Genomic DNA, 16,888 nt, shown 5'->3' with positions numbered 1-16,888 from the left:
TAACGGATCGCGGATGCCGCTCCGTGGGTGCTCCGTGGTCCGGCCTCAATTCAGCTAATCGAAGGCCTGGGCATGAAGCTCCTGTTCACGAATTTCCACGCTGGCGACGGCGGTGGCCATACGACGTACGTAGTAGCGCTGGCCCGCGGGCTCGCGGCGCGGCACGACGTGCACGTGGCCGCGCCGCCCGGCAGCCGCCTCAACCGCGAGGCACGCGACCTGGGAAGCGTGGCGGTGCTCGACCAGCCGTTTCCGAATGGCCTCGGCAAGTGGGCCGCGCGCCGGCGCGCCCTCCATCAGCTGAAGCGTTACCTGCGCGAGCAGGCGTTCGACATCGTCCACGTGAACGGGTCGGCCGACCACCGGCTGGTGATGGCGGCCGTGCGCGGACTGCCGCGGCGCCCTGCCATCGTCCTGACCAAGCACAATTCCAAGCCGATGACCGGCATCGGGCACCGTTGGCGTGCCCGTTTCGGTACCGACATGGTCATTGCCGTGTGCGAGTTCGTCCGACACCAGCTCGAGGCGTCCCCCTACGCGCGCTGTCGCGTTGCCACCGTGTTCAACGGCGTGGATATCCACAGGTTTGTCCCGGTCGATCCGCCTGCCGGCGAGCGGGCCGGTTGGCTGGCCCCGACTGGGGAGGGCGAGGCGCTGGTCATCGGCAGCAATGCGGGCACGGCACGTTACAAGGGCTGGATGGACCTGCTCGAAGGGCTGGCCCTGCTGGCGCCCGGCGAGTGCGAGCGTTTCCGCGTGGTGCTGGCTGGCGGCCTTCCGGGCGGGGAAGAGCTTGCCCGGATCCAGGAACTCGGGCTGTCGCATCTGGTGACGTTCACCGGCCGGCTCGACGACGTGCGGCCGATGGTGGCCGGCCTGGACGCCGGTTTCGTCCTCTCGTGGGATGTCGAAACGATTTCCTTTGCCTGTCGCGAAATGATGGCGATGGGCAAGCCCGTGCTGGTCAGCGACTACGCGGGGTTGCCGGAAAACATCCGGCCCGGCATCGACGGCTGGGTGGTCCCCGTGCGTGATCGCGAGGCGATCGCCGGTGCCCTGCGTGGGTTGTGGGAGAGGCGTGCCGGGCTGGCGTCGATGGGGGATGCGGCGCGGGCGCATGCCGAAGCGCGCTTCGGCCTCGAACACTTCGTGGACGAGACCGAGCGCGCGTATCAGGCGCTTCTTTCGAGCAGGGCGTAGTACATCCCGTCGAGGTCGCCGTCGCCGGGCAGTATCTGCCAGCCGATGGCCGCGGCCTGGCCGACGGGCAGGGTGATGGGCACGACCCGTGCGTCCGGATGGCCTTCAAGGAAGGCGCCGACCACGCCTTCGTTCTCCCTGCGCAGGATCGAACACGTCACGTAAAGCAGTCGACCGCCCGCTGCGAGGGTATCCCAGCACGCCGCCAGGATGCGGCCTTGCTGCGCGACCAGCGCGTCGATATCGGTCGCGCGACGGTGCAGGCGGACGTCGGGCCGGCGGCGGATGACGCCGGTGGCCGAGCACGGTGCATCGATCATGATCCGGTCGAACGGGGTGCCGTCCCACCATGCGGCGGTGTCGCCGGCGTCGGCTACGGCCACCTCGGCACGCAGGCCCAGGCGATCGAAGTTTTGCTGGATCCTGCGCGCCCGCGGGGCTTCGTATTCCACCGCCAGTAGCGCGACGTCCGCCCGCTCGAGCACGTGGCACGCCTTGCCACCCGGCGCGGCGCAGGCATCCAGCACGCGCTGTCCGGCCTGTCCGTCGAGAAGGTCCGCGGGGACCTGGGCGGCACCGTCCTGCACGGCGAAGTGGCCTTCGGCGAAGCCGGGGAGCCGGGTCACGTCGGTGCTGTGCGGCAGGACGAGGCCATCGGCGAGCCAGGGATGCAAGCTCGCTTCCCGGCCCGCTTCGATGAGTGCCGCCGCCACGGCGTCGCGCGCCGCGCGCCGGCGATTCACCCGCAACATCAGCGGTGGCTCGACGTTGGCGGCGGCCAGCACCGCCTCGGCCTGGGCCGGCCAGTCGTGTGCGATGGCGCTGGCCAGCCATGCCGGATGCGCATGGCGCGTCGCCGGGACGGCATCGAGCGCCGCGTTCAACGCCTCGCGCTCGCGCTGCCAGCGGCGCAGCACGGCATTGACCAGGCCGGCCAGGCGCGGCCGGCGCAATTCGCGCGCGGCTTCCACCGTGGCGGCCACGGCGGCGTAGCCGGGTAGCTCCAGCGTTTCCAACTGGACCAGCCCGGTCACGAGCAAGGCATGGATGACCGGGTCGCTGCGGCGGATCGGCTTGTCGAGCAGGCGATCGAGTGCCGCGTCGAAGCGCGGCCACCAGCGGGCGCCGTCGTTCAACAGGGCGGTAAGCAACGCGCGATCGCGCGAATCGGGCAGTTTCGGCAGCGCGCGATCGGCCACTTCGCGCAGCGAGTGGCCGGAGAGCGCGATGCTGGCCAGGGCTTCGGCGGCGAGCGCGCGAACCGACGGCGCCTTGCTCACGAGGCGGCCTGCTTCAGCTCCGGGCGGGCATTGAGGTAGTCGGCGGCGCTGATCCGGCGACCGCCGGCACGCTGCACGGCGGTCAGGCGCAACGCGCCCTCGCCACAGGCGATATCAATGCCGTCTCGCGTGGCGCCGAGCACGCTGCCAGGCGTGGCTCCCGGGCGGCCGGCCACGGCGTGCGCCGCCCAGATCCGCAGGCGTTCACCGGCGATGTCGCCCTCGGCGACCGGCCAGGGATCGAAGGCGCGAACCTTGCGTTCGACGGCCGTGGCGGGCAGGTCGAAATCCAGTTTCGCCTCGGCCTTGTCCAGCTTGTGGGCGTACTCGACGCCCTCGCTCGCCTGGACGCGCGGGGCGATGGTCTCGCCAGCGAGCACGCGGCGAAGTCCCTCGCCGAGCGCATCGGCGCCCAGCGACGACAGCCGGTCGTGCAGGCTGCCGCCGGTTTCGTCGGCGGCGATGGGCGTGCGCCGTTCAACCAGCACGGGGCCGGTGTCCAGCCCCGCTTCCATCTGCATCAGGTCGACGCCGCTTTCGGCATCGCCGGCGAGGATCGCGCGCTGGATCGGCGCGGCGCCACGCCAGCGCGGCAGCAGCGACGCATGCACGTTCCAGCATCCCAGGCTCGGGATGGCCAGCACCTTGCGCGGCAGGATGAGCCCGTAGGCCACGACCACCATCAGGTCCGGCGCGTAGGCGGCCAGGCGCTGGCGGTCGGCCTCGGCCTTGAACGACTCGGGCTGCTCGACCGGGATGCCGGCCGCGAGCGCGGCTTCCTTCACCGGGCTGGCAGCCAGCTTGCGGCCACGGCCGGCAGGACGATCCGGCTGCGTATAAACGGCCACGACCTCGACGCCCGCGGTACGGCAGGCCTCGAGGCAAGGGACGGAGAAGTCAGGCGTTCCCGCGAACACCACGCGCAAGGGACGTCCGGTCATCGGTCAGGCGCTGGCCTTGCGCTGCTTTTCCATGCGCTTGAGCAGCATGCTGCGCTTGAGCGTCGAGAGATAGTCGACGAAGACCTTGCCGGCCAGGTGGTCCATCTCATGCTGGATGCACACGGCCAGGGGGCCTTCGGCATCGACGATGATCTCGTTGCCGTCCACATCGTTGGCCTTCACCTTCACCCTCAGGGCGCGGGTGACGTCGGCATAGATCCCCGGGAAGGACAGGCAGCCCTCCTGGTAGACCTGCTGGCCGTCCTTTTCGATTATTTCGGCGTTGATCAGCGCCAGCGGCTCGTCGCGGCCTTCGCTCATGTCGGCCACCAGTACGCGCTGGTGTACGTTGACCTGGGTGGCGGCCAGGCCGACGCCATTGGCGGCGTACATGGTCTCGTACATGTCGGCCACGAACTGCTTGAGTTCGGCGTCGAAGACGGTCACGGGCGCCGCGACGGTACGCAGGCGGGGATCGGGGAATTCGAGGATGGTAAGCGTGGACACGGTGTCACCTTGAACGGTTGCGGGCCGGGGAGGGCGCGCCATGCCCCGAAAATTGCGGGCAAGTAGGCGAAAACCAAGCGCTTCGACCCTGTAGGATGCCTTCACATTCTACGCTGACGCCGAGGGCCCGGCGAGCGTGCTGACATATTGTGCCCATTAACGTTTCGGTTACACTCGCGACAGCACCGGGGAAGGGGGAAAACCCGCCATGTTCAAGAAGTTCGCCATGCTGCTGGGCGGCATGTTTTTCACCGTGGCTGTCTATGCCGCGGCCGCACAGCTCCGTCCGAACGCGCCGGACACCTATACCGTGCGCAAGGGCGACACGTTGTGGGACATTTCGGCCAAGTTCCTGAGCAAGCCCTGGCTGTGGCCTGAGATCTGGCAGGCGAACCCGCAGGTCCGCAATCCGCACCTCATTTACCCCGGCGACGTGCTCAACCTGAGCATGTTCGGCGGCAGCGCACGGGTTGGCCTGCAGCCGCGGGTCCGTTCCGAAGGCGAGCCGATCACGGCCATTCCCCTCTCCGAGATGCGCACCTTCCTGAAGGAAATGCGGGTCATGGACGCGGATGACGTCGAGCAGGCGCCCTACGTCGTGGGCTTCGAGGAAGCCATGCTGCGCGGGACCCCGGGCAACAAGGTCTATGCCCGCGACCTCGACAGCGCAGCCCCGGGCCAGCGCTGGGCCATCGTTCGCCCGACCCATCGCTTCCGCGACCACGGCGAAGACACCGGCCACCTCGACATCGTGAACAACCCGTCGCACGGCTCGTTCGTCGCCGACGACCTGGACAGCGACGTGTCGATGAACCCGAGTCCCTGGCGCGAGGACACCATCCACGACACGCACAACGGCAAGGGCGACGATGCCGGTGTCGAGGTCACGGTCATCGGCAACGCCGAGGTGCTCAAGACCAACGGCGATATCACCAGCCTGGTGATCGTCGATTCGACCCTGGAAATCCGCAAGGGCGACCGCTTCATGCCGGTCGACGACAAACCCTACGACCCTTACTTCTACCCGCACGCACCGAAGTCGCTGCCGGCTGACGGCCGCATCACCGGCCTGACGGAAGCCTCGTTCGGCGTAGGCGCCCACCAGGTCGTCTCGATCTCGGCGGGCAAGTCCGAGGGTGTCGACAACGGCACGACCTTCCAGGTCATGAGCCAGGGCGAGACCATCGCCGACGAAGTCAGTGGCAACTACAACCGCCGCAGCACCTCGCGCAAGGCGCAGCTGCCGGACGAATACGCGGGCCACCTGATGGTGTTCCGCACCTTCGACCACGTGAGCTATGCGCTGGTGATGGATGCCTTGCGCCCGGTCCGCCGCGGCGACAAGCTGGTGATGCCGGAGTAATCCGGAACCGGTCTGTAGGAAATACCTGGCCCGGGTTTCGCCCGGGCCTACCCGGAAAAGGGAGGCTTCGGCCTCCCTTTTTCGTTCGTGGCCTACCGCCGCCCGTGGGCAACCGTTCCACGGGCCACCCCTACACTGTGTGCATGACTGATCGCGACCTTCGACACTGGCTCCTGCTCATCCGTACGCCCGGCCTTGGCGCTCGCAGGCTCCGCGAGGGCCTGGTGTTGCGCGGCGGCGCGGCCGGCCTGCTGGAGTGGCTGCAGCGCCATCCACAGGCGATCGGCGAGGAGGGCGCGGCATGGCTGGCCCATCCGGACGAGGCCACGCTGGACGGCGACCTCGCCTGGCTCGACGGCGCGAACCACCGCCTCCTGCGTTGCACGGACGAGGACTTTCCGCCCCAGCTGGAGCCGATGCAGGACGCGCCCGCCGCTTTGTTCGTCAAGGGCGACCCGACGCTCCTGCTGCGTCCGCAGGTGGGCATCGTCGGCGCCCGTCGTGCCCAGGCCCCGGGACTGGCCACGGCGCGGCGTTTCGCCGCGGAACTGGCGACGGGAGGGCTGCTCGTCACCAGCGGCCTGGCCGATGGCATCGACGGCGTCGCCCATGCGGGTGCGCTCGACGAGGGCGAACCGACCGTCGCCGTGATCGGCACCGGCCCGGACCGCGTCTACCCGAGCAAACATCATGCTTTGGCACGAAGGATCGCCGAAAACGGTGCGATCGTCAGCGAATTCCCACCCGGCGTGCATGCGCTTGCCCACCACTTCCCGCTGCGCAACCGGATCATCGCGGGCCTTAGCCTTGGCGTGCTGGTCGTGGAGGCGGGCACCCGGTCGGGATCGCTCATCACCGCGCGCTATGCTGGGGAACTGGGGCGCGAGGTCTTCGCCCTGCCGGGCTCGATCAACAACCCCCTCAGCGAGGGCTGCCACGCCCTGATTTCCGATGGGGCACGGCTTGTCCAGCGTAGCGATGAGATCCTTGCGGCGCTCGCCCCCGCAGCGGTCGAACTGGGCGCCGAACTCAGGGCCCGGCTGGAAGGTGGCGGGGCCGCCACGGCCGCGCCCCGGCGCGATCGGCGGCCCTTCGACTGGCGTGAAGATGAGGAATATCGCCGCCTTCTCGACGCCATGGGTTACGATCCCGTCCTTTTGGACACCCTGGTCGGCACGACCGCCCTCTCCCCTGGCGCGCTGTCATCGATGCTGCTTATGTTGGAGTTGGAGGGCGAGATTGCCCCCCTTCCCGGGAACCGTTACCAGAGGGTCGTTCGCTAAGCGCCGCTTGACAGTCGTCCTCGCGGTGTGTTTCCAACTAAATATATACATACGCTCGGGTCCACTCGCCCCTGCGGTCTCCGGAATCGCTAACGCATGGCAAAGAACCTCCTCATCGTCGAATCGCCGGCCAAGGCCAAGACGATCAATAAGTACCTGGGCGCCGATTTCCAGGTGCTGGCCTCGTACGGTCACGTCCGTGACCTGCGGCCGAAGGAGGGTGCCGTGGATCCGGAGCACGGGTTCGCCATGGCTTACGAGGTGATCGACCGCAACGAGAAACACGTCGATGCGATCGCCAAGGCGGCCAGCAAGGCCCGCAGCATCTTCCTCGCGACCGACTTGGATCGCGAAGGCGAGGCGATCTCCTGGCACATCAGCGAGATTTTGAGGGAGCGCGGCCTGCTCGAGGGCAAGGACGTCCAGCGCGTCGTCTTCAGCGAGATCACCCCCAAGGCGATCAAGGAGGCGGTGGCCAACCCCCGCAAGCTGTCGCACGACCTCGTCGATGCCCAGCAGGCCCGGCGTGCGCTGGACTACCTGGTCGGATTCAACCTCTCGCCGGTCCTCTGGCGCAAGGTCCAGCGTGGCCTGTCGGCGGGCCGCGTGCAGTCGCCGGCGCTGCGCATGATCGTCGAGCGTGAGCTGGAGATCGAAGCGTTCAAGGCCCGCGAATACTGGACGGTGCAGGCCAACCTCGCCCACGCCGACGGTGCCTTCGACGCTCGCCTGGTCCGGCTCGACGGCAAGAAGTTCGAACAGTTCGACCTGAACAACGAAACCGACGCCATGAAGGCGCGGGCTGCGCTGGAAAAGGCGGCGGCCGGCGAATTCACGGTGGGCGACGTCACCAGCCGCGAGCGCAAGCGCCGCCCGGCACCGCCGTTCACCACGTCCACGCTGCAGCAGGAAGCCGCCCGCAAGCTCGGCTTCTCCACCAGCCGCACGATGCGCGTGGCACAGGGCCTTTACGAAGGCGTCGCGCTCGGCAGCGAGGGCAACGTCGGCCTGATCACCTACATGCGTACCGACTCGGTGGCCCTGTCGGAAGACGCCGTCGCCGAACTGCGCGACCTGATTACGCGCGAATACGGCAAGGGCGCGCTCCCTGACGCCGTCCAGGTCTACAAGTCCAAAGCGAAGAACGCACAGGAAGCGCATGAAGCCGTGCGCCCGACCTCGGCGATGCGCATCCCGCGCACCGTCGCCTCCTTCCTCAACGACGACCAGCGCAAGCTTTACGAGCTGATCTGGAAGCGCACCGTCGCCTGCCAGATGCTCCACGCCACGATGAACACCGTGTCGGTGGAATTCCCGGTGGGCGATTCCGGGTTCCGTTCCACGGGTACCACGGTCATCGACCCCGGCTTCCTTGCCGTCTACGAAGAAGGCCGCGACCAGAAGAACGAGGACGACGAAGACAACCGCCGCCTGCCGCGACTGGCGACGGGCGACCGCGTCCCGGTCACCGCCATCGTCGCCGACCAGCACTTCACCGAGCCGCCGCCGCGTTATTCCGAAGCCAGCCTGGTGAAGGCGCTGGAGGAATACGGCATCGGCCGGCCGTCGACCTACGCGAGCATCATCCAGGTGCTGATCAGCCGCGAGTACGTCCTCCTCGACAGTCGCCGTTTCCGCCCGACCGACGTCGGCCGCGCGGTCAGTCAGTTCCTGTCCGGCCACTTCGCCCAGTACGTGGACTACGACTTCACCGCCAAGCTGGAAGACGAGCTGGATGCGGTGAGCCGCGGCGAAGAGCAATGGGTGCCCTTGCTCGAGCGCTTCTGGCAGCCGTTCAAGACCCTCGTGGACGACAAGACGGAAAGCGTCGATCGCAGCGAAGCCACTGGCGCGCGCGAGTTGGGCGAGGATCCTAAATCCGGCAAGCCGGTGTCGGTGCGCTTGGGTCGCTACGGTGCCTACGCCCAGATCGGCACCAAGGACGACGAAGCCAAGCCGACCTACGCAAGCCTGCGCCCCGGCCAGAGCATGCATACCATCACCCTCGAAGAGGCGATGGAGCTGTTCAAGCTGCCGCGTAACCTCGGTACCTCCGAAGAGGGCGACGACGTCACCGTCGGGATCGGCCGTTTCGGGCCGTTCGTGAAGCAGGGCAGCACCTATGCCTCGCTCAAGCCGGAAGACGACCCGTACACCATCGAACTGCCGCGCGCGCTGCAGCTCGTGCAGGAAAAGCTCGAAGCCATCGCGAACCGGACCATCCTCGACTTCGGCAACGGCGTGCAGGTGTTGAACGGCCGCTACGGGCCGTACATCACCGACGGCGAGAAGAACGCGCGCATCCCGAAGGATCGCGAGCCGAAGACGCTGACCGAAGCCGAGTGCGCCGAACTGCTGGCCGCCGCGCCGTTGAAGAAGCCGCGTGGTGGCAAGGCGGCGAAAAAGACGGCGACGAAGAAAGCCGCCAGCAAGAAGGCCGCGACGACCAAGGCACCGGCGGCTAAGAAGGCCGCGGTGAAGAAGACGGCGGCGAAGAAGGCGACGGCGAAGAAGTCGACGGCGAAGAAAGCGGCTGCGAAGAAGACTGCCGCCAAGACCGCCGTGAAGAAGGCCGCCACGACCAAGGCCGCCGCGAAGACTACGCCGGCGGCCTGACGTGCGCCGTTTCGGCCTGGAAAACGTGCATGCCGCCGCCGCGCTCCTGCGCGACGGCGGTGTCCTGGCCTATCCCACCGAAGCGGTGTTCGGCCTGGGTTGCGACCCGCACGATCGCGCCGCCTTTGAACGACTGTTCGCCCTGAAGGAGCGCCCGGCCACGCAGGGCGTGCTCCTGATCGCGGCGGATTTCGCCCAGGTCGAGCCTTACATCGATGCTGGCGCCGTGCCCAATGGCGTGCTGGCGCAGGTCCGGGCCTCCTGGCCGGGGCCGAACACCTGGGTGTTCCCGCGCAGCCCGCTCGTTCCCGAATGGGTGGCCGGCGGCCACGCGGGCATCGCCCTGCGAGTCACCGCCCACGAACCTGCTGCGGCCCTGTGTCGCGCGTTCGGTGCCCCGCTGGTGTCGACCAGCGCCAATCCCCACGGCCAGCCCCCCGCGCGCGATGTCGACACGCTGGTGGCGTATTTCGGCAAACGCCTCGAGGCCGCGCTCGACGCGCCGCTGGGCGGCCTCGACCGCCCCACCGTGATCCGCGACGCCTTGAGCGGCGCTATCATCCGCGCCTAGGGCAGGGGGATTCCGTTGGTCACTGTGTACGAAGCGAGTGGGCGCGATGCCGCGCCAGCGTTGCCGCTGCTGGCTGGCGCACCATCCCGCGCCATCGCATGGCGCGATGGGCAGCCCGTCTCGGCGGCGATCTTCCTCGGCCATGTCCGCCAGGTGGCGGCGCTGCTGCCCGACGCGGATGCCGCGGTGAACCTCTGCGAAGACCGCTACGCGTTCCTGGTCGCCTTCGCGGCGCTAGTGCTGCGTGGCCAGGTCAACCTGCTACCGCCGTCGCGCGCACCGCACGCGGTCGACGAGGTCATGGACAACCACCCCGGTTGCTACGCGATCGGCGAGCTGGCGCTGGATCCGGCGCCTGCCGGCTACGTCCGCATGCCGCCTCTGGAGGATGCGTCACCCGTCCATGGCGACATGCCTTCGATCCCCGCCGACGCCGTGGTGGCGATCGGTTACACGTCCGGCTCGACCGGCAAGCCCAAGCCCAACATCAAGACGTGGGGCAGCTTCCACGCGAGCAACGCCGGCAACATCGGCATGCTCCAGGCCGCCATCGGCGGTCCGTTCGACGTGGTCGCCACCGTACCGCCCCAACACATGTACGGGATGGAGATGTCCGTGGTGATGCCGCTGATGTCTGATGTCAGCGTGCATGCCGGGCGTCCGTTTTTCCCGGCCGACGTCGCCAGCGCCCTCGCGTCCATGCCCGAGCCCCGCGTGCTGGTGATCACCCCGGTGCACCTGCGTGCGCTGGTCGAATCGGGCATCGCCCTGCCGTCCCTGGCCGCCTTCGTGTCGGCGACCGCGCCGATGCCGGTGGAGCTGGCCGCGGCCGCCGAGGCGCGTTTCGGCGCACCGCTGCACGAAGTCTTCGGCTCCACCGAAACCTGCGTGTTCGCCAGCCGACGCACGGCCCGCGAAGACGACTGGCTGCTCTACGACGGCGTCACCCTGCACTCGCAGCCCGACGGCACCCTCGTCGACGCCCCGCAACTGGCCGAGCCGATCGCGCTGGCCGACATCGTCACCCTGCACGCGAACGGCCGCCGCTTCCGCCTGTGTGGCCGCAACACCGACCTGCTCGAGATCGCCGGCAAGCGTGCGTCGCTGGGCGACCTCAACCGCCGCCTGCTCGCCATCGACGGCGTGCAGGACGGTGTCCTGTTCCAGCTCGACGAGGCGGACGCCGCGGGCGTGCGGCGCATCGCGGCCCTGGTGGTCGCGCCGGGACTGACCGAGCAGGCCGTGCTCGCCGCCCTGCGCGACGCGATGGATCCGGTGTTCCTGCCGCGTCCGCTGCGCCTGGTCGACGCGCTGCCGCGCAACGAGACCGGCAAGCTGCCACGCGGCGCCCTGCTGGCGCTGGTCCGGCACTAGGGCGGGTTACAATCGCCGGTCATCGAACCGGAGATTCCCCATGAAAGTCCTCGTCATCGGTAGTGGCGGCCGCGAGCACGCCCTGGCCTGGAAGCTCGGCCAGTCGCCGCGCGTCGACGAGGTGATCGTGGCTCCGGGCAATGCGGGCACGGCGATCGAGCCGGGCCTGCGCAACGCGAACGTCACCGTGACCGACATCGACGGCCTGCTCGCGCTGGCAAAGGCCGAGGGCGTGGCGCTCACCGTGGTCGGCCCCGAAGTGCCGCTGGTCGCCGGCGTGGTCGATCGATTCACCGCCGAGGGCCTGCGCTGCTTCGGTCCGCGCGCCGCCGCCGCGCAGCTTGAGGGCAGCAAGGCCTTCGCCAAGAATTTCCTCGCCCGCCACCGGATCCCGACGGCGCACTACGCCGTGTTCACCGACCTCGAGCCCGCGCTGGCGCACGTGCGCGGCACCGGCGCACCCATCGTGATCAAGGCCGACGGCCTGGCCGCGGGCAAGGGTGTCGTCGTGGCGATGACCCTGCCGGAAGCCGAGGCGGCGCTTCGCGACATGCTCGGTGACAAGGCCTTCGGCGACGCTTCGTCGCGCGTGGTGATCGAGGAATTCCTCGACGGTGAAGAAGCCAGCTTCATCGTCATCGCCGACGGCGCGCGTGCCCTGCCGATGGCCACCAGCCAGGACCACAAGCGCCGCGACGACGGCGACAAGGGCCCCAACACGGGCGGCATGGGTGCTTACTCGCCCGCGCCGGTGGTCACCGACGAGGTGTCCGCCCGGGTGATGCGTGAGATCATCGAACCGACGCTCGCCGGCATGGCCGCCGACGGCGCGCCGTTCACCGGGTTCCTCTACGCCGGCCTGATGATCGACAAGGGCGGCGCCGCGAAGGTGATCGAATTCAATGTCCGCTTCGGCGATCCGGAAACGCAGCCGATCATGCTGCGCCTGCGTTCCGACCTCGTCGACCTGGTCGAGGCGGCGCTGGATGGCGACGTGGGTCGGGTGCAGGCCGAATGGGATCCGCGGCCGTCGCTGGGCGTCGTGCTGGCGGCGGGGAATTACCCGGGCAAGGTCCGCGCGGGCGACGTCATCACGGGTGCCGATGTCGACTTCGGCGCCGACGTGAAGGTGTTCCACGCAGGTACGGCGACGGGTGCCGAGGGCCGGCCGGTCACCGCCGGCGGCCGCGTGCTGACGGTTTGCGCGGTCGGCACGGATCTCGCCGATGCGCGGTCGAAAGCCTACGCCGCCGTCGATCGCATCCACTTCGCCGACGCGTTCCATCGCACGGACATCGCCCATCGCGCCTTCGCACGCGGGACGTGACGGTCGATCCCGCCGGTTCGGCTACACTCCGCCGAAACGACAGGATTGACCACGGATGTCCCAGTTCTCCTTGCTCGGCAAGCGCCGTTTCGCCCCGTTCTTCTGGACGCAGGCGCTCGGCGCGTTCAACGACAACGCATTCCGCAATGCGATGGTCATGCTGGTCGCGTTCCAGATGGCCTTGCCCGACAGCGAGGTGTCGCTTTACACCAACCTCGCCCCGGCGTTGTTCATCCTGCCGTACTTCCTGTTCTCGGCCACGGCCGGCCAGGTCGCCGAGAAGTTCGAGAAAACCCGGATCATCCGTTACGTAAAGCTGTTCGAGATCGCCGCCATGGTGATCGCGGCGATCGGCTTCCACACGCATCACATATCGCTGCTGCTGGTGGTGCTGTTCCTGATGGGCGTGCATTCGACGGTGTTCGGCCCGATCAAGTATTCAATCCTGCCGCAGGCACTCGAACGCAGCGAACTGGTCGGCGGCAATGCGCTGGTCGAGACGGGGACGCAGCTGGCGATGCTGGTCGGCATGATCGTCGGCAACTCGCTGATGCTCATCGCGGGCTACGGCACCCTGGCCGCGTCGCTGACGACGATCGGCATCGCCGCCACCGGATACCTCGTTTCACGCGCCATCCCGGCCGCGCCGGCCACGGCCCCCGACCTGCGCTTCAACTGGAATCCCCTTTCCGAAACCTGGCGCGTGCTGAAGCTCACCCACGAAGATCGCGCGGTGTTCAACGCGGTGCTGGGCATCTCGTGGTTCTGGTTCTTCGGCACGGTGATGATCGCGCAGTTGCCGAACTACACCCGCCATGTGCTCGGCGGCGACGGCTCGGTCAACACGCTGGTGCTGACGCTGTTCTCGCTGGGCACCGGCATCGGCTCGCTGTTGTGCGAAAAGATGTCGCGCAAGCGCGTGGAAATCGGCCTGGTGCCGATGGGCGCGTTCGGCCTGACCGTGTTCGCCATCGACCTGTATTTCGCCCGGCCCGAAGTCGCTGCTGGCGCCTCGCTGTCGTGGACCGCGTTCCTCGGCGTCCACGGTGCGTGGCGCGCCGCGCTCGACCTCACCCTGATCGGCGCGTTCGCCGGCTTCTACGTGGTGCCGCTGTTCGCCTTCGTGCAGAGCCGCGCGCCGCGCGAACGCCTGTCGCGGATCATCGCCGGCAACAACATCGTCAATGCGCTGCTGATCTGCATCGCCTCGGGCTTCGGCATCGGGCTCACGGCGATGGGCCTGGATACGCCGACGATCTTCCTGATCACGGGCGTGGTTAACATCGCCGTCGCGGTGTACATCTTCACGCTCGTGCCTGAATTCATGATGCGCTTCATCACCTGGGTGCTGGTCAACACCTTGTACCGGGTTCGCGTGGATGGCTTGAAGAACGTGCCGGACGAGGGCGCGGCCGTGGTGGTGTGCAACCACGTGAGCTTCATGGATCCTCTGATCCTGATGGCCTGCGTACGTCGGCCGATGCGCTTCGTCATGTATTACAAGATCTTCAACATCCCCGTGCTGAATTTCATCTTCCGCACGGCGAAGGCCATCCCGATCGCCGGCCGCAACGAAGATCCGGCGCTGATGGAGCGCGCGTTCGAACTCATCGACGAGGCGCTCGCCGAGGGCGAGGTGGTCTGCATCTTCCCCGAGGGTGGCCTGACCAAAGACGGCGCGATCGATACCTTCCGCCCTGGCGTGGAACGCATCCTCGAGCGACGGCCCGTGCCGGTCGTGCCGCTCGCGCTGCGCGGCATGTGGGGCAGCATCTTCAGCCGCCGCGACGGCGCATTGCGCCGGGCACGCCTGCCGCGCCGCTTCTGGTCCCGCATCGAACTGGTCGGCGGTGCGCCGCTACCGGTCGGCACCGCCACCGCCGCCGTCCTCGAAGCCCGCGTCAACGAACTCCGCGGCCCCCACCTGTAGGAGCGCGCCCGCGCGCGACGGATCCCGCGACCACTATCCCCGGAGTCGTACCTCTATCCCCGGACTCGTACCTCCAGCCCCGGCCGAGACCAACCCGTAATCCGCCAACCTCAAGCCGCCAGCCTCAAGCCGCAACCTCAAGCCACCAGCGCCGCCAGCACCAGCAACGCCACCACGGCCAGCCACACCACCAGCACCCGACGGATCACCCGTCGCGCATCTTCCAGCGCCGCCACCGGGTCGCTGACATCGTGGGCATACCCATCGCCGGCCTCGACATCCGCATCGACGCCGGCGCGGGCCACGGCGCCAAGGAAGTCCGGCTCCAGCCGCGAACGTGGGCTGCCTGACTGGCGATGCCACTCCTTCCAGGCGTTCATCACCGCGTCGAAATCGGACACCAGCGCCATGGCGAACACCATCAGGTGCGCCGGCATCCAGTCCAGCGCATCGGCCAGGCGACGTGCCGCGCCACGCGTGGCGGCGTCCAGCGCCAGCGCAGCGTCGCGCGCGAGGGTCTGGGCAAGGCGATAGCCCAGCGCACCCGCCGGCCCAAGCAGGAAGAACCACAGCAGCACGCCGAAGCGACGGCGCAGCGCGGCGTAGAAGCTCGCCTCCACCAGCGCGGGAGCAAACCACGCCAGCGGTTCGGCATCGATCCGCAGCGCAGCGACGGCTTCGTCGCGGCGTAGCGTGTCCGGCGCGCGGACCACGGCGTCGATGTCGCTCTCGATTTCGCGCGGCCCCAGCGAGTAGACCAGCACCAGCACGGCGAACAGCAACCAGGCGATGTCGAAGAAGGGCAGGGCGCGCAGGATGCCGCCAATGATGGCGCAGGCCACGACCGGTACCAGCAGGACGATGGCGACGCGGCCCGGACCCGAGGTGTCGGCGAGCCGGCCTACCCAGCCGCGGAACCAGCGCTCGTCGCGCCAGCGGGCGAGTTGCGGCACGCTCCAGGCAATGACGAGGGCGATGAGGACAGCAAGCAGTCGTAAGGCCATGGGCACGCAATCAGGGGAGTGTTACCCCGATTGTAGGCGAATGTGGGCGCAAGCTAGCGAGCGATCGCCCGGCGTTTACGCCACGGGCCGCTTCGGTGCACGGGCGATCAGTTCGCCGAGGCTAACGCCGCGCAGGCCCAGCCAGTGCTCGATCAGCCGGTAGGACACCGACAGCGGGGGCGGCACGCCGAGGCTGCCCGAGGCCATGCCCTGGACGATGTCGTCGACGGTGAACCAGCGCGCGTCCTCCAGCTCGTCGTCGCGCAGGTGGATCTCGCGCGTGCGGGCCGTGGCCGTGAAGCCCACCATCAACGACGCCGGCAGCGGCCACGGCTGCGACGAGTGGTACGTCACGTGCTGCACTTCGACCCCGGATTCTTCGCGGACTTCGCGGCGCACCGCGTCTTCCAGCGACTCGCCCGGTTCGATGAAGCCGGCAAGCGTCGAGTAACGCCCCGCGGGCCAGCCGCGCTGGCGGCCGAGCAGGCAGGCGTCGCCGTGCTCCACGATCACGATGATCGCGGCGTCGGTCCGTGGAAAGTGCAGGTGTGCGCCATCGGGATTCGTGCACTGCACGCGATGGCCGGCGGCGACCACCACGGTGGGCGAGCCGCATAGCGTGCAGAAACGCGTCTGCCGCTGCCAGTGGGTCACGCCCTTGGCATAGGCGAACAGACCCGCCTCGAACGCATCGAACAGCAGGCCGGCTTCGCGCAGGGACATCCGGCGCGCACCGGTCAGCGCGCTGAACAGCTCGCCGTGGGCTTCATCGAGGACCAGCGCAAACCACGCCTTGCCCGCGGACAGGCCGAGGAAGGTCGACACTACGTCGCCGAAGCGCTCGCTGCGCATCGCCGGAGTCATCCAGTGCGGCGCGTCGGCGTCGGCGGTGACGAAGGCCTGGCCTTCGGTGTCGAGCACGAGGAATTGCGTGCTGGCCGCGCGCTCGGTCTCTTCGATCCAGAGCCGGTCTTCGCGCCGCTCCGCCATGCGGTCGATGTCGATCCCGGCGAAGACATTTTCCCGGGCGCGGGTCGCCGCGGCTTTGTCGCGCTCCTGCTCGACGCTCACGCGGCCGGGCCGGTCAGGCGCTGAAGGACGAACCGCAACCGCAGGTCGTCTTCGCGTTGGGGTTGCGGATGACGAACTGCGAGCCGCTGAACGACTCGGCGTAATCGATCTCGGCGCCGGTCAGGTATTGCAGCGAAAGCGGATCGACCAGCAGGGTGACGCCCTCGCGCGACACGGCGAGGTCATCCTCGGCCTGGTCTTCGTCGAAGGTGAAGCCGTACTGGAAGCCCGAGCAGCCGCCGCCGCTGATGTACACGCGCAGCTTCAGGCCGGGATTGCCTTCTTCTTCGATCAGCTCGTGGACCTTGCGGGCCGCGGCCTCGGTGAAGTTCAGCGGCGTACCGGCCGACCGGTAGTCCGGTGCGCCGGTCGGAGCCATGGGGAATGGGTTGTTCATAGCCACCATAATGGCGCCGATCCG

The 16,888-nt window shown here is 68.4% G+C and carries 14 protein-coding genes; 8 read left to right on the top strand and 6 right to left on the bottom strand.

Going from position 1 to position 16,888, the window contains the following annotated elements:
* Positions 1 to 72 precede the first annotated feature (72 nt).
* On the top strand, positions 73 to 1,200 hold the full coding sequence (locus KPL74_16440; protein QWT19323.1) for a glycosyltransferase family 4 protein: 1,128 nt from the start codon (positions 73 to 75) through the stop codon (positions 1,198 to 1,200).
* Here the strand turns inward: KPL74_16440 and rsmB are convergent.
* The 3 genes from rsmB to def are packed head-to-tail and all read right to left on the bottom strand — an operon-like array spanning position 1,173 to position 3,928.
* Positions 1,173 to 2,480: a 16S rRNA (cytosine(967)-C(5))-methyltransferase RsmB gene (gene rsmB / locus KPL74_16435; protein QWT19322.1), complete on the bottom strand. Its 1,308-nt coding sequence runs from the start codon at positions 2,478 to 2,480 to the stop codon at positions 1,173 to 1,175. The genes KPL74_16440 and rsmB overlap by 28 nt on opposite strands.
* Entirely contained in the window at positions 2,477 to 3,421 is a 945-nt protein-coding gene (gene fmt / locus KPL74_16430; GenBank protein ID QWT19321.1) for a methionyl-tRNA formyltransferase, read from the bottom strand. Before fmt ends, rsmB begins: the two co-directional genes overlap by 4 nt.
* Before the next feature lie 3 nt (positions 3,422 to 3,424).
* Complete coding sequence (gene def / locus KPL74_16425) at positions 3,425 to 3,928, bottom strand: peptide deformylase (protein QWT19320.1); 504 nt, start codon at positions 3,926 to 3,928, stop codon at positions 3,425 to 3,427.
* A gap of 241 nt (positions 3,929 to 4,169) precedes the next feature.
* Between def and KPL74_16420 the strand changes: the two genes are divergently transcribed.
* The 7 genes from KPL74_16420 (at position 4,170) to KPL74_16390 (ending at position 14,392) form a co-directional block, all read left to right on the top strand.
* Complete coding sequence (locus tag KPL74_16420; GenBank protein ID QWT22632.1) at positions 4,170 to 5,291, top strand: LysM peptidoglycan-binding domain-containing protein; 1,122 nt, start codon at positions 4,170 to 4,172, stop codon at positions 5,289 to 5,291.
* Between the two features lie 143 nt (positions 5,292 to 5,434).
* Positions 5,435 to 6,574 (top strand): DNA-processing protein DprA, encoded by a 1,140-nt coding sequence (gene dprA / locus KPL74_16415; protein ID QWT19319.1) that lies wholly within the window; start codon positions 5,435 to 5,437, stop codon positions 6,572 to 6,574.
* Positions 6,575 to 6,670: 96 nt separating this feature from the next.
* Complete coding sequence (locus tag KPL74_16410; GenBank protein QWT19318.1) at positions 6,671 to 9,190, top strand: DNA topoisomerase I; 2,520 nt, start codon at positions 6,671 to 6,673, stop codon at positions 9,188 to 9,190.
* Position 9,191: 1 nt separating this feature from the next.
* Entirely contained in the window at positions 9,192 to 9,761 is a 570-nt protein-coding gene (locus tag KPL74_16405; GenBank protein ID QWT19317.1) for a Sua5/YciO/YrdC/YwlC family protein, read from the top strand.
* A gap of 15 nt (positions 9,762 to 9,776) precedes the next feature.
* Entirely contained in the window at positions 9,777 to 11,135 is a 1,359-nt protein-coding gene (locus tag KPL74_16400) for an AMP-binding protein (GenBank protein ID QWT19316.1), read from the top strand.
* A 40-nt stretch (positions 11,136 to 11,175) separates the two neighbouring features.
* Entirely contained in the window at positions 11,176 to 12,462 is a 1,287-nt protein-coding gene (purD, locus tag KPL74_16395; GenBank protein QWT19315.1) for a phosphoribosylamine--glycine ligase, read from the top strand.
* A 55-nt stretch (positions 12,463 to 12,517) separates the two neighbouring features.
* Positions 12,518 to 14,392, top strand: a complete 1,875-nt coding sequence (locus KPL74_16390) for an MFS transporter (GenBank protein ID QWT19314.1) — start codon at positions 12,518 to 12,520, stop codon at positions 14,390 to 14,392.
* 137 nt (positions 14,393 to 14,529) lie between these two features.
* On the opposite strand, the gene KPL74_16385 is transcribed toward KPL74_16390, so the two are convergent.
* From KPL74_16385 to erpA, 3 genes are all read right to left on the bottom strand, one after another.
* Complete coding sequence (locus KPL74_16385) at positions 14,530 to 15,396, bottom strand: hypothetical protein (protein ID QWT19313.1); 867 nt, start codon at positions 15,394 to 15,396, stop codon at positions 14,530 to 14,532.
* Positions 15,397 to 15,471: 75 nt separating this feature from the next.
* Positions 15,472 to 16,467, bottom strand: a complete 996-nt coding sequence (gene nudC / locus KPL74_16380; GenBank protein ID QWT19312.1) for an NAD(+) diphosphatase — start codon at positions 16,465 to 16,467, stop codon at positions 15,472 to 15,474.
* Between the two features lie 13 nt (positions 16,468 to 16,480).
* Positions 16,481 to 16,846: an iron-sulfur cluster insertion protein ErpA gene (erpA, locus tag KPL74_16375; GenBank protein QWT19311.1), complete on the bottom strand. Its 366-nt coding sequence runs from the start codon at positions 16,844 to 16,846 to the stop codon at positions 16,481 to 16,483.
* Positions 16,847 to 16,888: the final 42 nt, after the last annotated feature.

The organism is Bacillus sp. NP157 (assembly GCA_018889975.1).
GTDB lineage: Bacteria > Pseudomonadota > Gammaproteobacteria > Xanthomonadales > Rhodanobacteraceae > Luteibacter.
Note: the sequence above shows the minus strand (reverse complement) of the source record. Positions and strands in the feature narration are given on the sequence as shown.